This window comes from Pedobacter paludis (assembly GCF_003173575.1).
Lineage (GTDB): Bacteria > Bacteroidota > Bacteroidia > Sphingobacteriales > Sphingobacteriaceae > Pedobacter > Pedobacter paludis.
In genome coordinates this window covers 233,948-256,770 of record NZ_QGNY01000004.1, presented here as the reverse complement: position 1 = coordinate 256,770, position 22,823 = coordinate 233,948, and the positions used below count along the sequence as shown (strand labels likewise).

The 22,823-nt window shown below is 36.6% G+C and carries 19 protein-coding genes; 11 read left to right on the top strand and 8 right to left on the bottom strand.

Annotated features, from left to right (window positions below; translation table 11 throughout):
• Positions 1 to 65 precede the first annotated feature (65 nt).
• From glmM to DF947_RS12375, 7 genes are all read left to right on the top strand, one after another.
• Positions 66 to 1,451: a phosphoglucosamine mutase gene (glmM, locus tag DF947_RS12405; RefSeq protein ID WP_109930233.1), complete on the top strand. Its 1,386-nt coding sequence runs from the start codon at positions 66 to 68 to the stop codon at positions 1,449 to 1,451.
• Between the two features lie 64 nt (positions 1,452 to 1,515).
• Positions 1,516 to 2,664, top strand: coding sequence for a cysteine desulfurase family protein (locus DF947_RS12400; RefSeq protein ID WP_109930231.1), 1,149 nt, complete (start codon positions 1,516 to 1,518; stop codon positions 2,662 to 2,664).
• 351 nt (positions 2,665 to 3,015) lie between these two features.
• Positions 3,016 to 3,219 carry a hypothetical protein gene (locus DF947_RS12395; RefSeq protein ID WP_109930229.1) on the top strand — a complete coding sequence of 68 codons (204 nt, stop codon included), beginning with the start codon at positions 3,016 to 3,018 and terminating at the stop codon, positions 3,217 to 3,219.
• Between the two features lie 187 nt (positions 3,220 to 3,406).
• Positions 3,407 to 3,610 (top strand): hypothetical protein, encoded by a 204-nt coding sequence (locus tag DF947_RS12390; RefSeq protein WP_109930227.1) that lies wholly within the window; start codon positions 3,407 to 3,409, stop codon positions 3,608 to 3,610.
• Positions 3,611 to 3,690: 80 nt separating this feature from the next.
• Positions 3,691 to 4,590, top strand: a complete 900-nt coding sequence (locus DF947_RS12385) for an MBL fold metallo-hydrolase (RefSeq protein ID WP_109930225.1) — start codon at positions 3,691 to 3,693, stop codon at positions 4,588 to 4,590.
• 194 nt (positions 4,591 to 4,784) lie between these two features.
• Positions 4,785 to 6,116, top strand: a complete 1,332-nt coding sequence (locus DF947_RS12380) for a cytochrome ubiquinol oxidase subunit I (protein WP_109930223.1) — start codon at positions 4,785 to 4,787, stop codon at positions 6,114 to 6,116.
• A 2-nt stretch (positions 6,117 to 6,118) separates the two neighbouring features.
• On the top strand, positions 6,119 to 7,123 hold the full coding sequence (locus tag DF947_RS12375; protein ID WP_109930221.1) for a cytochrome d ubiquinol oxidase subunit II: 1,005 nt from the start codon (positions 6,119 to 6,121) through the stop codon (positions 7,121 to 7,123).
• Positions 7,124 to 7,460: 337 nt separating this feature from the next.
• Here the strand turns inward: DF947_RS12375 and DF947_RS12370 are convergent, their stop codons facing one another.
• The 6 genes from DF947_RS12370 to mnmD all read right to left on the bottom strand — a co-directional run bounded on the left by DF947_RS12370 (position 7,461) and on the right by mnmD (position 12,779).
• The gene (locus tag DF947_RS12370; protein ID WP_109930219.1) at positions 7,461 to 9,008 is read right to left on the bottom strand and encodes a M20/M25/M40 family metallo-hydrolase; all 1,548 of its coding nucleotides are present in this window, start codon (positions 9,006 to 9,008) and stop codon (positions 7,461 to 7,463) included.
• A gap of 111 nt (positions 9,009 to 9,119) precedes the next feature.
• The gene (locus DF947_RS12365) at positions 9,120 to 9,575 is read right to left on the bottom strand and encodes a DoxX family protein (protein ID WP_109930218.1); all 456 of its coding nucleotides are present in this window, start codon (positions 9,573 to 9,575) and stop codon (positions 9,120 to 9,122) included.
• A gap of 23 nt (positions 9,576 to 9,598) precedes the next feature.
• Positions 9,599 to 9,895, bottom strand: coding sequence for a hypothetical protein (locus tag DF947_RS12360; protein ID WP_109930216.1), 297 nt, complete (start codon positions 9,893 to 9,895; stop codon positions 9,599 to 9,601).
• Between the two features lies 1 nt (position 9,896).
• Positions 9,897 to 11,006, bottom strand: coding sequence for an AI-2E family transporter (locus tag DF947_RS12355; RefSeq protein ID WP_109930215.1), 1,110 nt, complete (start codon positions 11,004 to 11,006; stop codon positions 9,897 to 9,899).
• 78 nt (positions 11,007 to 11,084) lie between these two features.
• Positions 11,085 to 12,032, bottom strand: a complete 948-nt coding sequence (locus tag DF947_RS12350) for an aldo/keto reductase (RefSeq protein WP_109930214.1) — start codon at positions 12,030 to 12,032, stop codon at positions 11,085 to 11,087.
• A 75-nt stretch (positions 12,033 to 12,107) separates the two neighbouring features.
• A complete protein-coding gene (gene mnmD / locus DF947_RS12345; RefSeq protein ID WP_109930212.1) occupies positions 12,108 to 12,779 on the bottom strand; it encodes a tRNA (5-methylaminomethyl-2-thiouridine)(34)-methyltransferase MnmD in 672 nt (223 codons plus the stop codon).
• Positions 12,780 to 12,957: 178 nt separating this feature from the next.
• Here mnmD and DF947_RS12340 point away from each other — a divergent pair, with 178 nt between their 5' ends.
• Positions 12,958 to 13,296 carry an MmcQ/YjbR family DNA-binding protein gene (locus DF947_RS12340; RefSeq protein ID WP_109930209.1) on the top strand — a complete coding sequence of 113 codons (339 nt, stop codon included), beginning with the start codon at positions 12,958 to 12,960 and terminating at the stop codon, positions 13,294 to 13,296.
• Positions 13,297 to 13,320: 24 nt separating this feature from the next.
• Here the strand turns inward: DF947_RS12340 and DF947_RS12335 are convergent, their stop codons facing one another.
• Together DF947_RS12335 and DF947_RS12330 are read right to left on the bottom strand one after the other, a co-directional pair.
• Positions 13,321 to 14,094, bottom strand: coding sequence for a DUF2625 domain-containing protein (locus DF947_RS12335; RefSeq protein WP_205940789.1), 774 nt, complete (start codon positions 14,092 to 14,094; stop codon positions 13,321 to 13,323).
• A 145-nt stretch (positions 14,095 to 14,239) separates the two neighbouring features.
• Positions 14,240 to 16,276 (bottom strand): M13 family metallopeptidase, encoded by a 2,037-nt coding sequence (locus DF947_RS12330; RefSeq protein WP_109930208.1) that lies wholly within the window; start codon positions 16,274 to 16,276, stop codon positions 14,240 to 14,242.
• 575 nt (positions 16,277 to 16,851) lie between these two features.
• Here DF947_RS12330 and DF947_RS12325 point away from each other — a divergent pair.
• The 3 genes from DF947_RS12325 to DF947_RS12315 all read left to right on the top strand — a co-directional run bounded on the left by DF947_RS12325 (position 16,852) and on the right by DF947_RS12315 (position 22,446).
• Positions 16,852 to 18,831: a heavy metal translocating P-type ATPase gene (locus DF947_RS12325; RefSeq protein ID WP_167398016.1), complete on the top strand. Its 1,980-nt coding sequence runs from the start codon at positions 16,852 to 16,854 to the stop codon at positions 18,829 to 18,831.
• A 27-nt stretch (positions 18,832 to 18,858) separates the two neighbouring features.
• Positions 18,859 to 19,494: a Uma2 family endonuclease gene (locus tag DF947_RS12320; RefSeq protein WP_109930206.1), complete on the top strand. Its 636-nt coding sequence runs from the start codon at positions 18,859 to 18,861 to the stop codon at positions 19,492 to 19,494.
• A gap of 231 nt (positions 19,495 to 19,725) precedes the next feature.
• The gene (locus DF947_RS12315; RefSeq protein ID WP_109930204.1) at positions 19,726 to 22,446 is read left to right on the top strand and encodes a valine--tRNA ligase; all 2,721 of its coding nucleotides are present in this window, start codon (positions 19,726 to 19,728) and stop codon (positions 22,444 to 22,446) included.
• Positions 22,447 to 22,823 lie beyond the last annotated feature (377 nt).

The window sequence follows — 22,823 nt, the reverse complement described above, 5'->3', positions numbered from 1 at the left end:
TCCTTGCAAAATAGTGGCTATCTTGTTTTTTTTCTTATTTTTGAGCCTCAAATAAAATACACATAGTGACTTTAATAAAATCGATTTCTGGGATAAGAGGAACAATTGGCGGAAAAGCTGGAAATGGCCTAACACCATTTGATATAGTAAAATTTACGGCTGCTTTTGGCAGTTGGGTGGTTCAAAAAACAAATAACAAAAGAATCGTTTTAGGTCGCGATGCTCGGATTTCTGGCGAAATGGTGAATAACCTGGTTATTGGTACTTTGCAGGGATTGGGTATTGAAGTAATTGATTTAGGTTTATCTACCACGCCTACTGTAGAGGTTGCCGTGCCTGATGAAAATGCTGGTGGTGGTATTATTTTAACAGCCAGCCATAATCCAAAACAATGGAATGCACTTAAATTATTGAATGATAAGGGTGAGTTTATAAGCGATACAAATGGTATTGAGGTTTTGGAACTGGCAGAAAACGCAAATTTCGATTTTGCAGAAGTTGATAAACTGGGTAAGGTAATTAAAAACGATACTTATCTTCAAAAACATATCGATAAAGTTTTGGCGCTGCCTTTGGTTGATGTTGAAGCCATTAAAAAGGCGGATTTTAAGGTCGTAATAGACTGTGTTAATTCTACAGGAGGTATTTTTATCCCCGCTTTACTAAAAGCTTTAGGCGTTACTAGAGTTACTGAATTGTATTGTACGCCTGATGGTCATTTTCCGCATAATCCTGAGCCGCTTCCAGAAAATTTAACAGAAATTTCTAAGGAGGTTCAAAAACAAAATGCCGATTTGGGTATTGTGGTTGATCCAGATGTAGATCGTTTATGCTTTGTTAATGAAGATGGAAGCATGTTTGGCGAAGAATATACACTGGTTGCAGTTGCTGATTATGTATTGAAAAATACACCGGGAAATACCGTTTCAAACCTTTCTTCTACTAGAGCTTTACGCGATGTTACCGAGAAATCGGGCGCAGAATATAATGCTTCGGCCGTGGGTGAGGTAAATGTGGTAAATAAAATGAAGGAAACCAATGCCATTATTGGTGGTGAAGGAAATGGCGGAATCATTTACCCTGAATCTCATTATGGTAGAGATGCCTTGGTGGGTATTGCTTTGTTTTTAACACATCTGGCAAAATTTGGCAAATCCATTTCTCTTTTGAGAAGCAGTTATCCAGCCTATCACATTTCAAAAAACAAAATTACCCTAACTCCAGAAATGGATATTGATAATTTGTTGAAACAGGTAGAGGAAAAATATAAAAATCAGCCTTATAGTACTATAGATGGTTTAAAAATCGAATTCGATAAAACATGGGTTCATTTACGCCGTTCTAATACCGAACCGATTATTCGCATTTACAGTGAAGCAGAAAATGAAACTGTAGCCGAGAGTTTGGCGAACAAAATTATTTCTGATATAAAAGAAATACTGAAGCTTTAATTAGTGTTGGATTAGCGCTTAATATTTCGATTTTACAATATTCTAACTTTCAATTATTCATAAAATGAAAAGGGTTTATTTAGATAATGCCGCAACAACGCCTCTTGATCCGGCAGTAATTGCCGAGATGACGAATGTAATGGAAAACTATTTTGGCAATCCATCTGCCATTCATGCACTTGGTCGCGAGGTTAGAACTTTAGTAGAAAAAGCTCGAAAAACTGTTGCCAATTTATTAAATGCCTCGCCATCAGAAATTTTCTTTACCTCAGGTGGTACCGAGGCAGACAATACCGCAATTCGTTGTGGAATCTCAGCTTACGGAATAAAGCATGCCATAACTTCAAAAATTGAGCATCATGCTGTTGAGCATACGCTAAACATGATGCTTAAAAATGGTGAGATTGATAAGTTGAGTTTTGTAAATATTGATGAAAAGGGAAATGTAGACTTAGCCCAGTTAGAAGAGCTTTTGCAAAATAACGAGCGTAGTTTTGTTTCGTTAATGCACGCCAATAACGAGCTAGGCACTTTAAGCGATATGATTAAGGTAGGTGATATTTGCGAAAAATACAATGCAATCTATCATGCCGATACCGTTCAAACCATGGGGCACTATCCGCACAATGTTCGTGAACTTAAAGCACACTTTATCGTTTGTGCTGCACATAAACTTCATGGCCCGAAAGGTGTTGGGTTTTTATACGTGAACAGCAACATCAAAATCCCACCGATGATTTATGGTGGCGCTCAGGAGCGCAATATGCGTGGCGGAACTGAAAATGTTTATGGAATTGTGGGTTTGGCAAAAGCTTTAGAAATTGCTTACGCAGAAATGGACCAACACCAAAACCATATTCAAGGCTTAAAGGATTATTTAAAAGAACAACTGATTGCAGAAGTTCCAGGGATTTCTTTCAATGGTGAAACCGATGCTGATAAAAGTCTTTATACCGTACTAAATGTTTCTTTCCCAGAAATGGATATGGCCGATATGTTGTTGTTTAACTTAGATATTAATGGCATTTGTGCTTCTGGAGGAAGTGCTTGTTCGTCTGGTTCCAATATTGGTTCTCATGTTCTAAATGGAATTAATGCCGATCCAAATCGTCCTTCTGTTCGTTTTTCTTTTAGTAAATACACCACTAAAGAAGAACTGGATTACGTAATAGAAAAAGTCAAAATGGTGGTTAAGCAAAACGCCTTAGCTTAAAATATTCATTAACCAAATAGGAGAGTCTCGGTGCAAATCGAGACTTTTTTTATGTCTGATATTTTTCGGTTGATTTTTAACATCTAAACATCTTATTGCCATTATTTTTAAACAAGGGTTGGTATTGCAAATCTCAAAACAAAATCTTAAATTTAATTAAGACAAAGGCAAATTTTCACGCTATTATCTGTAGATCCTCAACGAAACCTTATCATACACCCCAAACGTATAAGGTTAAGCAAATTATTTTTGAAAACGTTTTCAATAAATCTGAATGCAGATTTCAGCAAACATTCTCTTTAAATTTTATTTAACACAGAAAGCTATATGCTTTTACTAAATCTTATCGTTATGGAAAATGACCAAATTAACCAAGTTTCGGAGTTTGAATCTCAACCAGAAAAACATGTTCAGGCTAAAAAACATGCCTTCAGTTTTATTCTGGCTTCCTTTTCAATCGAATGTACAAATCACTTTAACAAGGTGCATAAAAGGAGATTTCATTCTTTTGGAGATATTCATCAACTGGGTAAATTGCCAGGAGCAATGCTGTAGTTAATTTCTTAATTGGCTAGCAAGTTGGTAACGATATGGGATTGGTATGTTCGCACTGAACCGTTAATTTCCATTGATTATTTGTTGTCCAACTGCGGAAGACAATTACTAAAAACATTCCTAAAACAACTAGCAAAAACAATATTATTTTTCACTTGTTTCATAAGTACATCAATTTATAATCACTATGGAAACAGATAAAGAAAAAGGAAAAGTTGTTGAGAACGACTTACTAGATAAAACTGCAGAAGATGTTAAAGAGGATAGAACGCTAGATGAAAATAAATCATCAAAAGTCACCACAAATCTTTTCAACAAGGATACAGACCGCAAGAATAATTCTTTTGGTCCAGGCCATGAACCGGGAACAACTCCAGGTTCAGGAATCTAACTGAAGGATTCACATTTACGAGCAAAAATTATTAGATTTAAACCACGGCAATTGCTGTGGTTTTTTAGATTAATCTCAAAATGGAAAGAAGAAATTTTATTAAGAATTCGGCATTGGCAATGGCATTGCTTTCAATATACAAAACAGATGTTTTTGCGCAACAAAACCTGCTAAGAGCTTACAACTTTAAGCCTTTGCGTAATAATGTTGGCATATTTACCGAACAAGGCGGAACCATTGGCTGGTTAAATTCCTCTAATGGTTTTGCTGTTATTGATGCACAGTTTCCAGCCTCAGCACCGCATGTAATCGAAGAATTGAAGAAACTGAATGAAAAGCCATTCAAATATTTAATCAATACGCATCATCATGGTGATCATACAGCTGGCAATATCGCATTTAAAGGCCTGGCTGAAAAAGTGGTGGCTCATCAAAACTCTTTGGTCAATCAGAAAAGAGCGGCAGAAAAAGCAAATAACCTAGACCAACAATTATTGCCAGATACTACTTTTGGAACGGGTTGGAAAGCGCCAGTTGGTGATGAAAAAATTAGTGCTTATTATTATGGTTCCGGGCATACCAATGGAGATGCCGTTTATCATTTTGAAAATGCTAACATAGTTCATGTAGGCGATTTGGTTTTTAATCGGAGATTCCCTTACATCGATAGAGAAAATGGCGCACACATTGGTAATTGGATTACAGCTTTGGATAAGATTACAAGCCAGTTTGATAAGGATACCCTTTTTATTTGGGGACATAGCTTAGACCCAGAAAAGGTAACCGGAAATAAAGATGATATTAAAGCTTACCAAAATTATTTGAAAAGCTTGATGACATTTGTTGGTGGGGAAATTAAGCAAGGTAAAACAAAAGAAGATATATTAAAAGCAACCGAGATTCCAGGGGCACCAGAATGGAAGGGTGATGGTATACAGAGAAGCTTAACTGCAGCTTACGATGAATTGAAAGGCGTATAAAAAAATAAAAATAGTATCACCACAGATTATTCATTTACGATTTATAATCTGTGGTTTTTTTGTGCTTGTTTTATCCAAATCTATTTTCAATTTATAAACATTCTATATTTAAAATAAATGGTTAAGTAAAATGCAAATCCCTTATTGATAAAGCATTATCAAGTATATTTGTTCCATACTAATCCCCATCAGATATGGATGATTTTCTTGCCGCTCGTTCCCAAATGGCCTTGTCGTTAGGCTTTCACATTATTTTTTCCTGCATTGGTATGGTTATGCCATTTTTTATGGCCGTATCTCATTATAAATGGCTTAAAACAAATGATGAAGCTTATAAAAATGTAACCAAAGCTTGGAGCAAAGGCGTAGCTATATTTTTTGCAACAGGTGCGGTTTCTGGTACAATGCTTTCATTTGAACTTGGCTTGCTTTGGCCAAAATTTATGGAACATGCCGGGCCAATTTTTGGAATGCCTTTCTCTTTAGAAGGAACAGCTTTCTTTATCGAAGCCATTGCTTTAGGTTTCTTTTTATACGGATGGAATAAGCTGAATAAATGGTTTCATTGGTTTACTGGAATGGTTGTTGGCGTAAGTGGGTTAGCTTCTGGAATATTGGTCGTTGCTGCCAACTCTTGGATGAACAGTCCTGCCGGCTTTGATTTTGTTGGTGGTAAGTATATCAATATAGATCCTATCCAGGCCATGTTAAATAAAGCCTGGTTTTCTCAGGCTTTGCATATGTGCCTGGCTGCATTTACAGCAACTGGTTTTGCAGTTGCTGGTGTACATGCACTAATGATTTTACGAAACTCGAATAAGGATTTTCATTTAAAAGCTTTTAAAATTGCAGCTATATTTGCCTGTATTGGTGCACTGTTACAACCATTAAGTGGCGATATATCAGCAAAAGATGTGGCCAAGAGGCAACCCGCCAAGCTTGCTGCTATGGAGGCACTTTATAAAACCCAAAAACCTGCTCCCTTATTAATCGGCGGCATAGTAAACGAGAAAGACAAAACGGTTAAAATGGCAATAGAAGTTCCTGGTGCATTGAGTTTTCTTGCTCATGGGGATTTTAAATCAGAAGTGAAGGGGCTCGATCAAATTCCTGAAAATGAACATCCGCCAGTTGCCATTACACATTATGCTTTTCAAATAATGGTTGGAATAGGAACTTTGCTTTTATTTGTTGCCCTAATTTATTTCTTTACATTGTTTAAAAAGAAATCCTTAACAGATAAACGTTGGTTACTTAAGCTTTTTGTTTTGGCTATTCCTCTTGGTTATATTGCTTTAGAAGCTGGATGGGTAGTAACAGAAGTTGGCAGACAGCCGTGGATAATTTATGGTATTATGCGTACAAAAGATGCCGTTACACCAATGCCGGGCATTGCTTATTCATTTTATATTTTTACTGCAATTTATGTTTCATTAAGCTTAATTGTTACCTTTTTACTGTATAGACAAATAAAAATGGTTCCTGTATTATATAATCAACCTACATCGAAAACCCCAAATCAATAATTATGGACTACGTAGTAATCTCCTTTTTATGTTTGGGCATTTTGCTGTATTTCCTTTTGGGGGGAGCAGATTTTGGCGCCGGCATTATCGAACTTTTTACATCAACCAAAAATAGAAGCAGAACCCGGAAAACAATGTACCAGGCCATAGGGCCAGTTTGGGAAGCCAATCATATGTGGCTTATTATTGCAATAGTAATCCTTTTTGTAGGCTTTCCGCATATATACACCACCATGTCTGTTTATCTACATATTCCGCTGCTTATCATGCTTATCGGAATTATCGCACGCGGAACGGCCTTTGTTTTTCGCCACTACGATGCCATTAAGGATGATATGCAGTGGCTTTACAATCGCATTTTTAGGTATTCAAGTTTCGTTACGCCTCTGTTTTTAGGAATTATAGCAGGAAGCGTAATTTCTGGCCATATAGATCCAAATGCAAAAGATTTCAGTGCTGCCTATATTTACAGTTGGTTAAATTGGTTTTCGGTTTCTGTTGGCTTATTTACGGTTGCACTCTGTGGTTTTCTAGCTGCCATTTACTTAATTGGTGAAACTGAAGATGATTTTGATAAACGACGATTTATTAAAAAAGCCGAATACATGAACATTGCCGCAGTTGTATTTGGAGCAATGGTTTTCATTGCGGCACAGCTCGATAAAATTCCGTTGATCGATTGGGTCTTCAAAAATACAGTTGGTTTAAGCGCAATCATATTGGCCAGCTTATCTCTTATTCTCCTTTGGTATCTGCTCATTAAAGGCAAAACAAAAGTTTTGAGAATTTTAGCCGGTTTTCAGGTTACCATGATTTTGGTAGCCATAAGTTACGCCCACTTTCCTAACTTCATCCGTTTAAAAAGTGGCGATACAATTTCACTTTTTGAAAGTATTGGCCCCGAGAAAACAATCAATAGTTTAGGCTTGGCACTTTTGTTGGGTAGTATTTTGATCTTACCCTTTTTAGGTTACTTGTTTTATAAATTTCAGAAGAAAGAAGAGTAGAAAATATTTGACTACACTTTTATTTACTAAGTTGATCATCTGAAAATCATAGACAGTTATCCTTCGGTTTCAGTAGTCCCGCTATCGCTTCAATCTTTTTAACCACAGTTATTGCTATGATTTTTGCCAGTACGGTGAGAAACTTTGGAGCAATTTACTCAGAGACTGCAACAAAAAAGGATTTTCACTTTATCGGGTTTAGTTATTACGGATAGCGCCTCGAGAATAATAATATTATCCGTGTTTTAATTCTAGTATCGTTTAAACTAATGCATAAAATATAAAAGGAGCATTTGTTTCCAAATACTCCTTTCAAAATTTATTTTAAATATTGTTGTTATAATCCCCCTTTTCTATTCGATTTAGTTTGCACTGGCCAGGTGGCTTGTTTTCCGGTACGCTCGTTAACCGGTAAATCAGTAGCTTTTTCATTCGAAGTTTTCTCAGGATCTTCACATGCCATATAAACCAAAATGGCAGCTAAGATCACATTGCTTCTAATTTCATCAAAAACCAATTTATCATAACTATCACGATTGGTATGCCAAGTATAAGTGCCGTAATCCCAACTGGTCGAACTTAATGAATAACCCAAAGCACCCACTGCTACAAAAGATGCAAAATCAGAACCACCGGCACCGGGCGTACCCGGAAAGCTGGTTTTAATTTGATTTTTAATCGTATCTGGAACTTTAGCCAACCAACGTGTAATGTAATCTTTAGATTTGGCAAATCCCTGACCTCCGATATTAACAACTCTACCTGTACCGTTATCTTGATTAAACAATGCCTGAAGATTATTTACAATTTCTGGATGATCTTCTACAAAAGCCCTCGATCCATTTAAACCTTGCTCTTCGCTGCCCCAATGGCCAACCAGAATGGTTCTTTTAGGGTTAGGATAAAATTTCTTTAAAATCCTCATGGCTTCCATCATCATAATGGTTCCAGAGCCGTTATCTGTTGCGCCACTGGCACCATCCCATGAATCGAAATGTGCAGAAAGCATTACATATTCTTTTGGTTTCTGCTTTCCTTTAAGCTCTGCAATTGTGTTAAAAGTTGGTACAACGCCAAGCTCCTTAGATTCTGTTTCAATTTTAAGCATCGGTTTGTCACCATTAACGGCTAAGCGATAAACTAAGCCATAATCTTCTACAGATAAATCTACCGTGGGGATTTTTGTGGTGTTTGCTCCAAAAATTTTATCCACCCCAAAACCTTGAGACCAATTATTAATCACAATTCCGGCTGCTCCGGCATTTTCTATAGCCAAAGCTAAATTTTTAGCGTTCAAACCGGTTTTTGCAATGCCTGCAGCAAATGCTTTTACAGCATCAGCTTTATCTTTTTTATATTTTTCAAATAAATCCTTGGTTGCAAATTCTTCCCAGTTTTTTTCTGATCGCCCTGAAAGTTGATTTAAAGAAATAAGAACAAGTTTTCCCTTAACGTTTGGCAACCATTTTTGAAAGGAAATGGAATCTATAATTGCTGGCAAAACAATCGCTTCGGCATTTATCGGTTTTCCATTGGTAGAAGGACTCCAGGCCAATTGCGTACCTTCTAAGGTTCTTAACCTTGGGCTAACCAAATCTATATGGGAAACGCCTCTTTCCCAGCCACGCCACTCGCCCCATTTTTCGTTTTTTGCAGAAATGCCCCAATCCGTATATTTTTTTACCGCCCAATCATTCGCTTGTTTCATCTGCGGACTTCCAACAAGTCTTGGTCCAACAACATCCAATAATTCGTGAGCCAGTTTTTCTAGCTGAGAATTTTCAGTAACTTCTTTTACAATATTATCTATTACCTTATCATCTTGAGCAAAAACAAAAGACGATGAAAATAGAAGGAGTGTAGAAAACAGTAATTTTTTATTCATGATTAGTTCAGTTTACTTAAATGATGAGCTAATTTATGAAATAAGGAAGGCGTTTAGCCGATGATAATGGAAATGTTGCAAAATGAAAATCTACAGATCAAATATCAATAGTTAATATGGCCTAATGCTAAAATACCAAACCCAGGCTATTAAAAATAATTGGAATGGAACCCGAAACCACAGATACTTAACACCGGGACCAGGTTTGTGCAAATTTTCGTAATTGATATTGTTTTTGGCTGAGTAAATATTTGCGGGAAGAATTGCAATGAAGAATATAACCAAGGCTATTCCGGTATAATATCTGGTAGTTTCCATGCCCAAACCTATCGCGAATAGAATTTCCAGCAAACCAGTAATCAAAACAACCTCTACCTTCTTTGGGATAAAAAGAGGAATCATCGCGGCCATGCTGGTTTTAAATTTAAAATGACCCATTGCCGTGAAAAGTAACATGATACTCATAGCAACATTGCCGGCAAAAAGATAATTTTTATCAAAATCGGTATATTTATTAAAAGCTACAAATAAGATAAAGGCAATTATAAGTACAAAAAGAGGTTTCATCTTTGTTTTAAATTATTTGAGCCTTACTTGATCAAATTAAAAGCAATTAAAATTGTAGCTACGAAAAGTACCACTAATCCAGACAAAAACACGAAATCTGCAAATTTTTCTAATCGCTGACTTGAAGTTCTTTCTCTCCGCATCGATATAAAAGATAGGATGCAACTCGTCATAAAAAACATAACGGCCGCCACAGCAAACTCGTCAATTAAAGAGCCATCTGTTAAGTTAAGCTTTCTTAAAGAAGTAAGAACAATAAAACATATTCCTAATAAATTGGCTGAAGTACTTAAAATATGTGGCGATCGATTTTCAGGCATGTTAATCTTTTTCCTCTAATTTAATCTTTTTAGTAATTCGATATACACGTTTCTTTTTATCCGGTTTATGTTCTTCGCCCATTAAAATTCCCCAGGGTTTCAGTGTATCTACACGGTCGAAAATAATCTTTAACATAGCCAAATAAGGGATACATAAAAACATACCGGAGATGCCCCAAATCATTTCACCCACTACAATGCCAATAAAAGCAAAAAGTGCATTTATTTTTACTTTAGAGCCCACAACTAAAGGCATAAGAATATTTCCATCAACAGCATGAACACCCACAAATGCAACTAAAACCAATAAAACTTTTCCTGCGCCGGCAGTTGCAAACGTAATTAAACAGCTCATCAGCAAAGCGAAAAATATTCCAAGATAAGGCACAACATTAAAAATACCTGCCACCAAACCAAGAAGAACTGCATACTTAACACCCAATAAACTCAGTATTGATATCATTAAGACCGTAACAATTAACATTTGCAAAAACAAGCCAATAATGTATTTTTTTATAATGTATTGAATCTGACTAACAATTTCTGTTACTTTTTCTTTATGCTCCTCTTTAAAAACAGAAGTTAAAAAAGTGAATAAAACCCTACGATAATTTAAAATAAAGAATGTAAATAACAGCGTAAAACCTAAAAAAAGAAGGGTTGATGATAGTGTAGCCAAGGTTGTAGCTACAATTGCTGCGCTTGTTGCCAAAGCTTTTTCAGTACTATCATTTAAATAATCCAGCTGTTTTTGAGTATTAACCCCGAAGGTATGAGAAATCCATTTTTGGAGTTCGTGGTACGATACATTTGCCTTGTCTTTTAATAGAGGCCAATCTGCCCAAAGGGAACTGAGCTGGTTTCCGAAGAAATAAATAATCCCACCAATTCCAAGAATCATCAATACAACAGAAACCAATGTAGATAGGCTCCGCTTAAATTTTAATCGATGTTCTAAAAAATTACCTACCGGAAGTAATAAAATTGCCATTAAAAAAGAGAAAAGCAAGGGCGCTAATAGCGACTGCCCTAAAATGGCAATATAGGTTAAACTAATTAAACAGAATAGAACAAGTGCAAGCTTGGGCAGAAAAGATAGTTTCTCTTTCATAAAATTTAAATCCTGTTTAATACAAAATGCCCGATTAATTGTTTCATTAATCGGGCATTTAAATATAATAGTTTATTTCTAATAGATGCTAGCTTTATCTAAAAGTGAAATATCCTCTGGAGATAATTTTAAATTAGCGGCTTCGGTAAACGATTTTAATTGACTTAAATCTGTAACACTGGCAATAGGAGCTGTGATAGATGGATGGTTGATTAACCAGCCCAAAGCTACGGATGCCAGTTCTACATTATGTTTTTCAGCAACTTTATCCAAGGCATCCAAAATCCTAAAACCCCGTTCGTTTAAATATTTTTTTACGCCACCACCACGTTGGCTTTTCTTTAAATCGTCTTCACTGCGATATTTTCCCGTTAAGAAACCACTTGCTAAAGAATAATAGGTAATTACGCCTAAGCCATGTTCTAAACAGATTTTTTCGTGCTCTTGCTCAAATTCCTCGCGATCAAATAAATTGTAGCCGGGTTGGTAAACTTCATAACGCGGAAGATTATGCTCATTTGAAAAAATTAAAGATTCTTTTAAACGATCTGCCGAAAAATTCGAAGCGCCAATCCATCTCACTTTTCCTTCTTTAATTAGGGTTTCGTAAGCGCCCAGAGTTTCTTCAACTGGAGTAGCCTCATCATCAAAATGAGAAAAATAAAGATCTATATAATCTGTTTTTAAGCGGGTAAGCGAATGTTCAACTTCGTTTATAATGTAATCTTTTTTGAGTGATTTGCCAGAACCCATGTCAGAACCAACTTTCGTGGCGATAATAACATCCTGGCGCTTATTGTGTTTTTGAAGCCAGTTGCCGATAATCTTTTCAGATTCTCCTCCTTCGTTTCCCGGTTTCCAACGCGAGTAAACATCAGCAGTATCAATAAAATTAAAACCGCTTTCAACAAAATGATCTAATATTTCGAACGATTTTTGCTCATCTATTGTCCATCCAAAAACATTTCCTCCAAATACAACGGGCGCAATACTCAAATCCGATTTTCCTAAAATTCTTTTTTCCATGATATGAATTGTTAATATAAAACTAACAAAATTGGTAGCGCTAGGTTTTTCTAGGCGGTCGGGATTGTGTAAAAATTATCTATACTCTGTTTTAATGGCTCTCAGCATTTCTCTTTTTCCTGGTGCGCCAGGTAATTTTTCAATAGTGAAACCATTTGCTTTAACAGCCCTTTTTAACTTTCCGGTTATAGCATAGGTAACAAATGTTCCGCCTGGTTTTAAAAAGCTACAAGCATGACTTATAATTTCATCGCTCCACATTTCCGGTTGATGTTGTACAGAAAAAGCATCGTAATAAATTAAATCAAATTTTTTGGTAGAGGTGAATTCTGCCAGCGTGTTATGCGGAATTTCGAGGTCACAAAGTGGCGATAAATTTTGTTCAGCTTTTAGTGCTCCATCATAATTTTCAATAAAACTTGTCCATATTTTTTTTGGAACATAAGCTTGGTAACCTATTTGCTCGATAACTTCTTTGGTAAGTGGAAAAGCCTCTATACTGGTATAATCTAATTTTACGCTGTTTTCCGTACAATATTCATAGCTTAAAATAAAGTTCAAACCTGTTCCAAAACCAATTTCCAGAACCGAAATTTCTGATTTCCCTGCACTGGAAAATTTTAACCCTGCATCAATAAAAACGTGTTTACTTTCTTGCAAAGCGCCGTGTTTGCTGTGATAATGTTCGCCAATGGCTTCGTTGTAAAGTGTGTTAGAACCATCTGCGGTAGGGGTAATAATATTCATGAGCAGGATTTTGACCAGGATTAAAGGATTATAAGATTTTCAAGATTTTTGTACAGAATTGCTATTTTCGTAACAGAATACAAACATAGTGAAATTCGTATTCGTTTACCCTAAACCCTAAACCCTAAACCCTAAACCCTAAACCCTAAACCCTAAACCCTAAACCCTAAACCTTAAAATGGATATAGAATCTTTCAGAGAATATTGTTTGAGTTTGCCCGGTACAACTGAAGGCATGAAATGGGATCATTTATGTTTCATGATCGAAGAAAAAATCTATGTTATTATCGCAATAGAAGAAGGAAGTAGTTTTTCTATAAAATGCAATCCAGATGATTTTGATGCTTTAACGGCGAGAGATGGAATAGCACAGGCTTATCATTTAGCCAAACGCCAGTGGGTACAGTTCCAAAATTTGGATGTTTTAAATGATAAGGAATTGAAAAGCAGAGTGGCAGATTCTAGGGCACTGGTTTTAGCAAAATTGCCCAAAAAAGTACAGGCTAAATATCTTTAGTTATAACAGCTTTTACGTTGATATTTAATTCTCTTTCTTCTCAGTTAATGAATTTGCCTGTAATTCTTTTTGCTTGGCCATATTAAATTTAAAAAGCTCTTCCACGGTTACTAATTTTCTGGTGCATTTTTCAATATCTATACCTTCCTTAGCCCATAAATAGGGGCGGAAGCTGTAAGATTTATTGCCATCTAAATTTGCGATAAACTGATTCCAGCTAGACCATCTCAATCCTTTGTAAAAATTAGAAAGATCACTATCAAAACAGAATAGAATAAATTCTCCGTAGCCTGCACCAAGCGATTCCCAGTTTAAACTATTGGGTGCCAAATAATAAACATTTTTTATATCCTTGCCCAGTGCGCCGTAATTAATGGCGAAAAAACCTCCAACAGCATCATCGGCAACTAACAGGTAACCGGGTTTATCGCCATATTCGGTAATGGTTTTTCCTTTGTTCCACTCGGCTACATTTCTGTTTAGTCTTGTGCTGCCAGAGCCTAAAATTCTGATCCAGCCGTTATCAACCATTATTCCACCTGTATTATAAATTATCGCACCCAAAGTAGAATATGTACTTACTTGAGCATTATAAAGTGCTTCTTTAGCTTTTGCAGAATCTAGTTCTAATACTTCAACTTTATTTTTGGCAGAATCTACCCACTTTTTTACAATCGGCCATGCCGGATCAGTTTTATTAATCAGTTCATCTATGCTTTCCATTTTGTTCTGTGCAAACGAAGCAAATGATAAAAAAGTAAACATGAAAACGGAAAAAGATTTGATTGTACTTTTCATTAGGTATTGTATATAATGCTCAAAGATAGAATGATAAATAACAACCCGAATCTTTTGAATAAAAAAAAACGTCCCGAATATTCGGGACGTTTGTAATATAGGTTTGATATTCCTCTTGGGATGAATGTACTAATGGCAATGGGAGTTACCACATTCTTATTCTGTCTTCTGGCTTTTTATATAACTTGTCGCCAGGTTTAACATCAAAGGCCTTATACCAAGCATCCATATTAACTGGTGCACCAATTGTACGGTACGGACCAGGAGAATGTGGATCGGTTTTAATTAATTGTGCAGCACTTTCGGGTAAAATATTACCTCTCCAAACCTGTGCCCAAGCCAGAAAGAAACGTTGATCTGGAGTAAATCCATCAATTTTCTCATTGCTTTGGCCTTCCTTAGTCATTTTAAAAGCAGTATAAGCCGCATTCAAACCGCCTAAATCTCCAATATTTTCGCCCATGGTTAATTTACCAATAACATGAACAGTATCCAGAACAGTATAAGCATCAAATTGCTCGCCCAAAGCTTTTGTTTTAGCATCAAATTTTGCTTTATCTTCTGCTGTCCACCAGTTTTTTAAGTTACCTGCTGCATCATATTGGCTTCCGCTATCATCAAATCCATGGCTCATTTCATGACCGATAACTGCACCAATTCCACCATAATTTACTGCATCATCAGCATTTGGATCAAAAAACGGGAACTGTAAAATTCCGGCAGGGAAAACAATTTCGTTTAACGTAGGGCTATAATAAGCGTTAACTGTTGGAGGAGTCATTCCGAAACGTGTACGATCTACCGGTTTGCCCAATTGACTAACGCTTTCATTATATCCCCAAACACTTGCATTACGTAAATTTTGGAAATAAGTTGTTGGCGTAATGGTTAAGCCATCATAATTTCTCCATTTTTCCGGATAACCTACCTTTGGTGTAAACGCATGAAGTTTTGCCAATGCTTTTTGTTTTGTTTCGGCGCTCATCCATTCTAAACCATTAATTCTAATTTCAAACGCTTTGCGCAAATTAACGATCATTTGGTTCATGCGGGCTTTTGCTTCAGGCTTAAAATATTTAGCTACGTAAAGCTGTCCAAGTAATTCGCCAATGGTGCCATCAGTTAATGACGACATCCTTTGCCAACGTGGTGTTTGCACTTTTTGGCCGGTTTGTGCTTGGTTAAATGCAAAACTTGCTTTTACAAAAGGAGAGCTAAGGTTAGAAGATGCACTTTTAATTAAGTTCCACTCTAAATAAGTTTTCCAGTCGGCAACAGAAACTGATTTTAACATACCATCCAAACTCGCCATAAATTTTGGCGATGATACCAGCACCGTATCTTGCCCATTAATTTTAAATTTAGGCAAATAAGTTGACCAATTAATATCCGGTGTCTTTTTATTGAGCTCTGCAACAGTAAGTTTGTTGTAAGTAGCGTATGGATCACGCATTTCTAAACGGCTCATCTGTGCTTCCGCAAAAGCTTTCTCGATTTTAAAAACCGTTTCAGCTTTTTGTTTAGCAACATCTGGTGTACTTCCTGTTAAGGTAAAAAGCGTAGTCATGTAAGTATTGTACGCTTCTCGAATTTTAACGCTACGGGTATCGTCTTTCAAATAATAATCACGATCAGGCAAAGTTGTACCACCTTGACTGATGTTAACCATGTACTTGTTAACGTTTTTACGATCTTGCCCAACGCCAATACCAAACATACCGCCACCTATACCGTTGATGCGCATGTAAGCTACTTGGTCTAAAACACCCGGAATATCCTTAATTTGTTTAATTTTTTCGAGGTCGGCTTTAATAGGCGTATATCCAAGTTTTTCTATGGTTACACTATCCATAGCCGCACGGTAAAAATCGCCAACTCTGCGCTTAACAGAACCTGCCGGTGCAGATTTATCGGCAGCAGCTTCTTCTACCAATGTTTTTACAGCATTAATATTGAAATCGCGTAACTCATTAAAACTTCCCCAACGAGTTTCTTTAGCTGGTACAGGATTGTTTTTTACCCAGTTTCCGCTGGCGTATTGATAGAAATCATCACCGGGTTTTACGGAGAGATCCATGTTTGCAGGATCAATGAATTTTTTTGGTACTTGTGCATTTGCTGAAAAGCTTGCAGCAACAATACCGAGTGCAGCAAAATATCTTTTCAAATTTTGGTATTTCATTCGCTTAATAAGTTAGTTTTAATAGCGAAATTTATGAAATACTAATTGATACTGAAACAATATATTAGAAATATTACTTATAGAACCAGTAATAAATTTTAGCTAAGCCAAGCCGTCTTATAAATTCAGATGGCGAGAATAGGGTTTTGATAGACTTCATGATTTTTAAATCTTATACACTATTAACATTTTTTAACATTATTTATTGTGTACCTATTAAAAAAATCGCTATTAAGAATGATTAAGAATAATTGCTAAATTTGAAATATTGCATGTTTACCAATACAGGTTTTGGAATAGAACGTTCAGTATTTCATAGCATTAGGAAGTCCCGCCATACGCTTTACCCTTTTGTTATTGCTTTGCTAGATTCGTTTTGAGGCATTGAAACAAAAAGGATATCGCTTTTGTCGGGTTTATTAACTTTTGATAGTGCTGCTATTTGCGCCACCCAAGTCCGACAAAGTGGAAAATCCGGGCTCCCGATTATTCATCGGGTGAGGGCTTGAAACGATGGCAGGAAAAAAGAAACCGAAAAGATGCTGTTAGTGCTTTTCAATAAAAATAATTTTTAAATGAATCATACCCACGATAAAGAAGATAGTTGCTGTATTAAAAAACACGCTGAAAAAGAGCACATCCATTCTCATAGCCATGAAGAGGGCGAAGAACACGACCATAATCATGGCGGAGATCCTTCGGCATTTAAAACCTATTTGCCAGCGCTTGTTACGTTTACCATGTTGCTTATTGGAATTGCTTTTGATAATATTTTCAAGGTTGAAGCCTTTGCGCTAGTAAGACCATATTGGTACATAATTGCCTATTTACCCGTTGGTATTCCCGTTTTGCAGGAGGTTTGGGAAACCTTTAAGGCAAAAGATTTTTTCACGGAATTTTCTTTAATGTCTATCGCTACAATTGGCGCATTTTGCATCGGGCAATATCCAGAAGGGGTTACGGTTATGCTTTTCTATACCATTGGTGAGCTTTTCCAAATGGTAGCGGTTAACCGGGCAAAACGAAATATCAAAGCCTTGCTTGATGTAAGGGCCGATATTGCGAATGTTTTTAGGAAAGGCAAATATGAAACCGTAAAACCCGAAGCCGTAGAAATTGGAGAAACCATCCAAATTAAAGCTGGAGAGAAAATTCCATTGGATGGAGAACTGATTGCTGAAAAAAGCAGTTTCAATACGGCTGCGCTAACTGGAGAAAGCAAACCTAAAACCATTAATAAAGGCGAAACCGTTTTGGCTGGAATGCTAAATTTGGATAAGGTTATCGAAATTAAGGTAACAAAGGCTTTTGCAGATAGTGCTTTATCTCGTATTTTAGAAATGGTTCAGAATGCTACCACCCGAAAAGCAAAAACCGAACTGTTTATACGCAAGTTTGCGAAAATTTATACACCGATTGTTTTCTTTTTAGCCTTGGCTTTGGTAACCATTCCCATTTTAATTTTGGGAAGTGATTATAATTTTCAGACCTGGCTTTATCGTTCGCTGGTTTTTTTGGTTATTTCTTGTCCATGTGCATTGGTAATTTCTATTCCCTTAGGTTATTTCGGAGGTATCGGCGCCGCATCGGCCAACGGAATTCTATTTAAGGGATCTAACTTTTTAGATTTAATTACCAAGCTTAATACCGTGGTGATGGATAAAACCGGAACCCTTACGAAAGGTGTTTTTAAGGTACAAAAGGTCGAAAGCAATATAGATGAAAAAGAATTTTTAAATTTCTTAACTGCTGTTGAGGCAAAGTCTACACATCCAATTGCTAAAGCTATTGTAGAATATGCAGGTGAAAAAGAAATTCATCCTGCCGAAAATATTGAAGAAATAGCCGGAATGGGCTTAAAAGGAATTGTTAATGGTAAGGAGATTCTCGCTGGGAATGTCAAGCTTTTAGAAAAATATAAAATAGATTTTGATTCAAAAATAAAAGACATTGAAGAAAGTATTGTGGTACTTGCTATTGATGGAAAGTTTGCCGGCTATGTTTTAATTGCTGATGAAATTAAGGAAGATTCGGCTGAAGCGATTAAACAACTTCATTTAAACGGTGTAAAGCAAGTTGTAATGTTGAGCGGAGATAAAGCTTCGATTGTTAAAAAAGTAGCAGGTATTTTAAGGATCGATTCTTATTATGGCGATTTATTGCCTGAAGATAAAGTTGCAAAGCTCGAAGAAATTAAGAAAGACAAAACCAAAATTGTTGCTTTCGTTGGAGATGGGATTAATGATACTCCGGTTTTGGCCATTAGCGATATTGGAATTGCTATGGGGGCCATGGGTAGCGATGCTGCCATTGAAACAGCAGATGTGGTCATTCAAACCGATCAACCTTCGAAAATTGCAACTGCGATTAAAATTGGTAAGGCTACAAAGAACGTGGTTATTCAGAATATTGTATTGGCTTTTGCTGTTAAGGCATTGGTTCTAATTTTGGGCGCTGGAGGTATTGCAACCATGTGGGAAGCCGTTTTTGCTGATGTGGGAGTTGCCTTTTTAGCCATTTTAAATGCTGTTAGAATTCAAAAAATGAAATTTTAATTGCTATAAATTTTAGTATATTTGAATATGTCAGAGCCAAAGCCATATCCAACCGATTTACATGACGGGCCAGTTATGCAGTTTAATGATATTGATGCATCATTAACGTATAGCTATGCAAATTATTTGAATTGGCTTTTCGAAGATCGGGTTGAGCTTATTAAAGGCAAAATCTTTAAAATGAGCCCTGCGCCATCAAGGGTACATCAAAAAATCTCAATAAGAATTACTAACCCTATTGTTAATTTTTTAAAAGGTAAGCCTTGTGAGGTTTACTCTGCTCCATTTGATGTTCGATTTCCTAAAGGCAGTAAGCATGATCAAGATGTATTTACGGTTCTTCAGCCAGATATTTGCGTAATCTGCGATAAAAGCAAATTGGATGATCGCGGATGTATTGGCGCTCCAGATTTAGTTGTCGAGATTCTTTCTCCTGGCAATAATAAAAAGGAATTACTAAACAAATATCAAGTTTATGAAGAGTTTGGCGTAAAGGAATATTGGATAGTGAGCCAAAGCGACCAAAGCATTTTGATTTACACTCTGAATGATTTAGGTAAATTTCAGCCATCAAAAATATTTACACTAAGCGAAAAAATTACATCATCAGTTTTGCCAGGATTTGAGCTGTTACTAGATGATGTTTTTGAGGATTTGGATTGAACCATTTCTTAGATTAAGGAATTCGTCACTCTGGATTTATTTCAGGGCCTTAAATTTCACAATTAAGATGCTGAAATGAATTCAGCATGACAATAGCTTCGAATAAAATATAAGGTTTGTTGACGATGAGAATAGCTTCTCTGTTTGTCAATCTTTATTCCTTGTTCTTTTATCCTTATTCTTTTTAGCCTTTCAGCTTAATTAGCTATTTTTGAATTTTTAATACAATTCATGAGCATTTCCACAAAATACAATCCTGCAGAAACTGAAGATAAATGGTATAGCTATTGGTTAGACAAAAAGTTTTTCCACTCTGAACCTGATGAGCGTGAGCCTTACACCATTGTAATTCCGCCACCAAATGTTACCGGAGTGCTGCACATGGGGCATATGCTGAACAATACGATTCAGGATGTTTTGATTCGCAAGGCACGTATGCAGGGTAAAAATGCTTGTTGGGTTCCTGGAACGGATCATGCATCTATTGCTACAGAAGCAAAAGTTGTGGCCATGCTAAAAGAGCAGGGCATCAATAAAAAAGACCTTTCTCGTGAAGAATTTTTGAAATATGCCTGGGAATGGAAAGAGAAATACGGTGGTATTATTTTAGAGCAATTGAAGAAACTGGGTGCGAGTTGCGATTGGGACCGTACACGTTTTACAATGGAAGAAGATCTTTCTCAAGCCGTTATCGATTCGTTTATCCATCTATATAAAAAAGGCTGGATTTATCGCGGCATCCGTATGGTAAACTGGGATCCGGCTGGTAAAACGGCAGTTTCTGATGAGGAAGTTATCCGCAAGGAAGTTAACCAAAAATTATATTACATAAGATATAACATTGTTAGTCAGAAAGTCGGAAAGTCGGATGATATAGATGCCAATTCTCCGGCCTCCGGGCTTCAGACTCCCGACTATCTTGTTGTGGCAACTACGCGTCCGGAAACGATTATGGCGGATGCTGCAATTTGTATTAACCCAAACGATGAACGTTTTACATACTTAAAAGGCAAAAAGGTTTTTGTACCGTTGGTTAATCACGAAATTCCGGTTATTGAGGATGAATATGTTGATATTGAATTTGGTACAGGTTGTTTAAAAGTTACGCCGGCACATGATTTGAATGATTATGAGTTGGGCGTTAAACATAATTTGCCCGTAACCGATATCTTAAATGATGACGGAACTTTAAATGAGCTGGCGGTTATTTTAGTTGGCGAAGACAGATTTGTAGCCCGTAAAAAGATTGCCAAAATGTTGGAAGAGGCTGGTCATTTAGATAAGGTTGAAGATTATAAATCGCAGGTTGGTTTTTCTGAACGTACCGATGCGGCTATCGAACCAAAGCTTTCTATGCAATGGTTTGTAAAGATGAAAGAAATGGCTCAACCCGCTTTGGATGATGTTTTAAACGGTGATGTAAACCTGATTCCAAATAAATTTGAGAATACATACCGCCATTGGATGGAAAATGTTCGCGATTGGAATATTTCCCGTCAGCTTTGGTGGGGACAGCGAATTCCGGCTTGGTACGATGATAAAGGAAATTGGGTTGTTGCCAAAACTAAAGATGAAGCTTTAGAAGAATTCTGGAAGAAAAAACATTTGGATGAAAGCTGTTCGGAAACTGAAAAAGCAGGATTTAAACATCAATTAGAGCCTTTTTTAAGACAGGATGAAGATGTAATGGATACCTGGTTTTCATCGTGGTTGTGGCCCATTTCTGTTTTCGATGGCTTTAAAAACCCTGAAAATAAGGATATTAATTATTACTATCCAACCAATGATTTGGTTACAGCACCAGAGATTTTATTCTTTTGGGTAGCTCGAATGATTATGGCCGGGCATGAGTTTATGGGTAAAAAACCATTCACAAACGTATATTTAACAGGTATTGTTCGTGATAAATTGGGCCGTAAAATGTCTAAGTCGTTAGGTAATTCGCCTGACCCGATTGGATTAATTGAAAAATATGGCGCTGATGCAGTTCGCGTGGGTATGTTAATGTCATCGCCTGCAGGTAATGATTTAATGTTTGATGAAAGCTACTGCGAACAAGGACGTAATTTCGCATCGAAAATTTGGAATGCTTTCCGTTTGGTAAAAGGTTGGGAAGTTGATGAGAATTTAGAAAATCCGAATACACAGGCGATTTCATGGTTCGAAAATCGTTTCAATGAAGCATTGGTAGAAATTGAGGCAAACTTTAAGCAATATCGCTTATCGGAAGCTTTAATGACGACCTATAAATTAGTTTGGGATGATTTCTGTGCCTGGTACCTGGAAATGGTTAAACCTGCTTATCAACAGCCAATTGATGCTGAAAGTTATAAAGCAACTGTTGGATTTTTCGAGAACATCATCAAGTTATTGCATCCGAATATGCCTTTTTTAACGGAAGAATTATGGCATGATGATTTGTTTGCTGAACGCGGAGAAATGGATTGCTGTATTGTTGCCGAATTCCCAAAAGGTGGTGCAATTGATGAGCAATTATTGAAAGATGCAGAGGTGATTAAAACCGTTGTAGCTGAAATCAGGAATATTCGAAACCAGAAACAGATTTCTCCGAAAGAAGCTTTGCCTTTAAGCTTGAAAGTTAATTCTGATATAGATTACGAAAAATGGTTGAACGTTGTTTTCAAATTGGCTAACGTTTCTGAAGCAGAAATTGTAAATGATAAAGTTGCCGGTGCAACGGCTTTCATGGCAGGTAAAGACGAATTTTTTATTCCATTAACAGAAAATATTGATGTTGATGCAGAACGCATCCGCTTAAATGCTGATTTAGTTTACCTGCAAGGTTTCTTGAAATCTGTTGATGCTAAACTTGGAAATGAGCGTTTCGTACAAAATGCAAAACCTGAAATTATTGCCAACGAGCGCAATAAAAAAGCAGATGCTGAAGCTAAAATCAAGATAATAGAAGAGAGTTTAGCAATGTTGGGATAAAGCTCTGTGTAAATCTCATTTTAAAAAGCCTCTCGAATTAAATTTCGAAAGGCTTTTTTCGTTTACTTCACCCTGTTAAAGTTAGTGGTTAAATAAGAGCTTGTGCTGTCCCTCTCCTCGAGGAGAGGGATTTGGGGACGGTAATAAAGGCATCTAAGATTAAACTCACAAACCCTGTTTCCCTCTCTTCAAGGAGAGGGACTTGTACTGTATAAGCCGATCTTGCAACTTTGATAGGGTGAGGTTTTACGGAACATACTAATTTATTCTCCCAACTCTCATACATCGAGGTTTCTAAATTGTTACCAAAGCCTACTAAATCTCTCAACTAAAAACCCTATTTTGGGATCGTTAAACGTTGATAAATCGTTTAATGT

What these genes read in the sequence shown, in the direction of transcription:
- DF947_RS12400 (WP_109930231.1), top strand. Translation starts at nt 1,516, where the DNA reads ATGAAAAGGGTTTATTTAGATAATGCCGCAACAACGCCTCTTGATCCG.
- DF947_RS12395 (WP_109930229.1), top strand. Translation starts at nt 3,016, where the DNA reads ATGGAAAATGACCAAATTAACCAAGTTTCGGAGTTTGAATCTCAACCA.
- DF947_RS12390 (WP_109930227.1), top strand. Translation starts at nt 3,407, where the DNA reads ATGGAAACAGATAAAGAAAAAGGAAAAGTTGTTGAGAACGACTTACTA.
- DF947_RS12385 (WP_109930225.1), top strand. Translation starts at nt 3,691, where the DNA reads ATGGAAAGAAGAAATTTTATTAAGAATTCGGCATTGGCAATGGCATTG.
- DF947_RS12380 (WP_109930223.1), top strand. Translation starts at nt 4,785, where the DNA reads ATGGATGATTTTCTTGCCGCTCGTTCCCAAATGGCCTTGTCGTTAGGC.
- DF947_RS12375 (WP_109930221.1), top strand. Translation starts at nt 6,119, where the DNA reads ATGGACTACGTAGTAATCTCCTTTTTATGTTTGGGCATTTTGCTGTAT.
- DF947_RS12370 (WP_109930219.1), bottom strand. Translation starts at nt 9,008, where the DNA reads ATGAATAAAAAATTACTGTTTTCTACACTCCTTCTATTTTCATCGTCT.
- DF947_RS12365 (WP_109930218.1), bottom strand. Translation starts at nt 9,575, where the DNA reads ATGAAACCTCTTTTTGTACTTATAATTGCCTTTATCTTATTTGTAGCT.
- DF947_RS12360 (WP_109930216.1), bottom strand. Translation starts at nt 9,895, where the DNA reads ATGCCTGAAAATCGATCGCCACATATTTTAAGTACTTCAGCCAATTTA.
- DF947_RS12355 (WP_109930215.1), bottom strand. Translation starts at nt 11,006, where the DNA reads ATGAAAGAGAAACTATCTTTTCTGCCCAAGCTTGCACTTGTTCTATTC.
- DF947_RS12350 (WP_109930214.1), bottom strand. Translation starts at nt 12,032, where the DNA reads ATGGAAAAAAGAATTTTAGGAAAATCGGATTTGAGTATTGCGCCCGTT.
- mnmD (WP_109930212.1), bottom strand. Translation starts at nt 12,779, where the DNA reads ATGAATATTATTACCCCTACCGCAGATGGTTCTAACACACTTTACAAC.
- DF947_RS12340 (WP_109930209.1), top strand. Translation starts at nt 12,958, where the DNA reads ATGGATATAGAATCTTTCAGAGAATATTGTTTGAGTTTGCCCGGTACA.
- DF947_RS12335 (WP_205940789.1), bottom strand. Translation starts at nt 14,094, where the DNA reads ATGAAAAGTACAATCAAATCTTTTTCCGTTTTCATGTTTACTTTTTTA.
- DF947_RS12330 (WP_109930208.1), bottom strand. Translation starts at nt 16,276, where the DNA reads ATGAAATACCAAAATTTGAAAAGATATTTTGCTGCACTCGGTATTGTT.
- DF947_RS12325 (WP_167398016.1), top strand. Translation starts at nt 16,852, where the DNA reads ATGAATCATACCCACGATAAAGAAGATAGTTGCTGTATTAAAAAACAC.
- DF947_RS12320 (WP_109930206.1), top strand. Translation starts at nt 18,859, where the DNA reads ATGTCAGAGCCAAAGCCATATCCAACCGATTTACATGACGGGCCAGTT.
- DF947_RS12315 (WP_109930204.1), top strand. Translation starts at nt 19,726, where the DNA reads ATGAGCATTTCCACAAAATACAATCCTGCAGAAACTGAAGATAAATGG.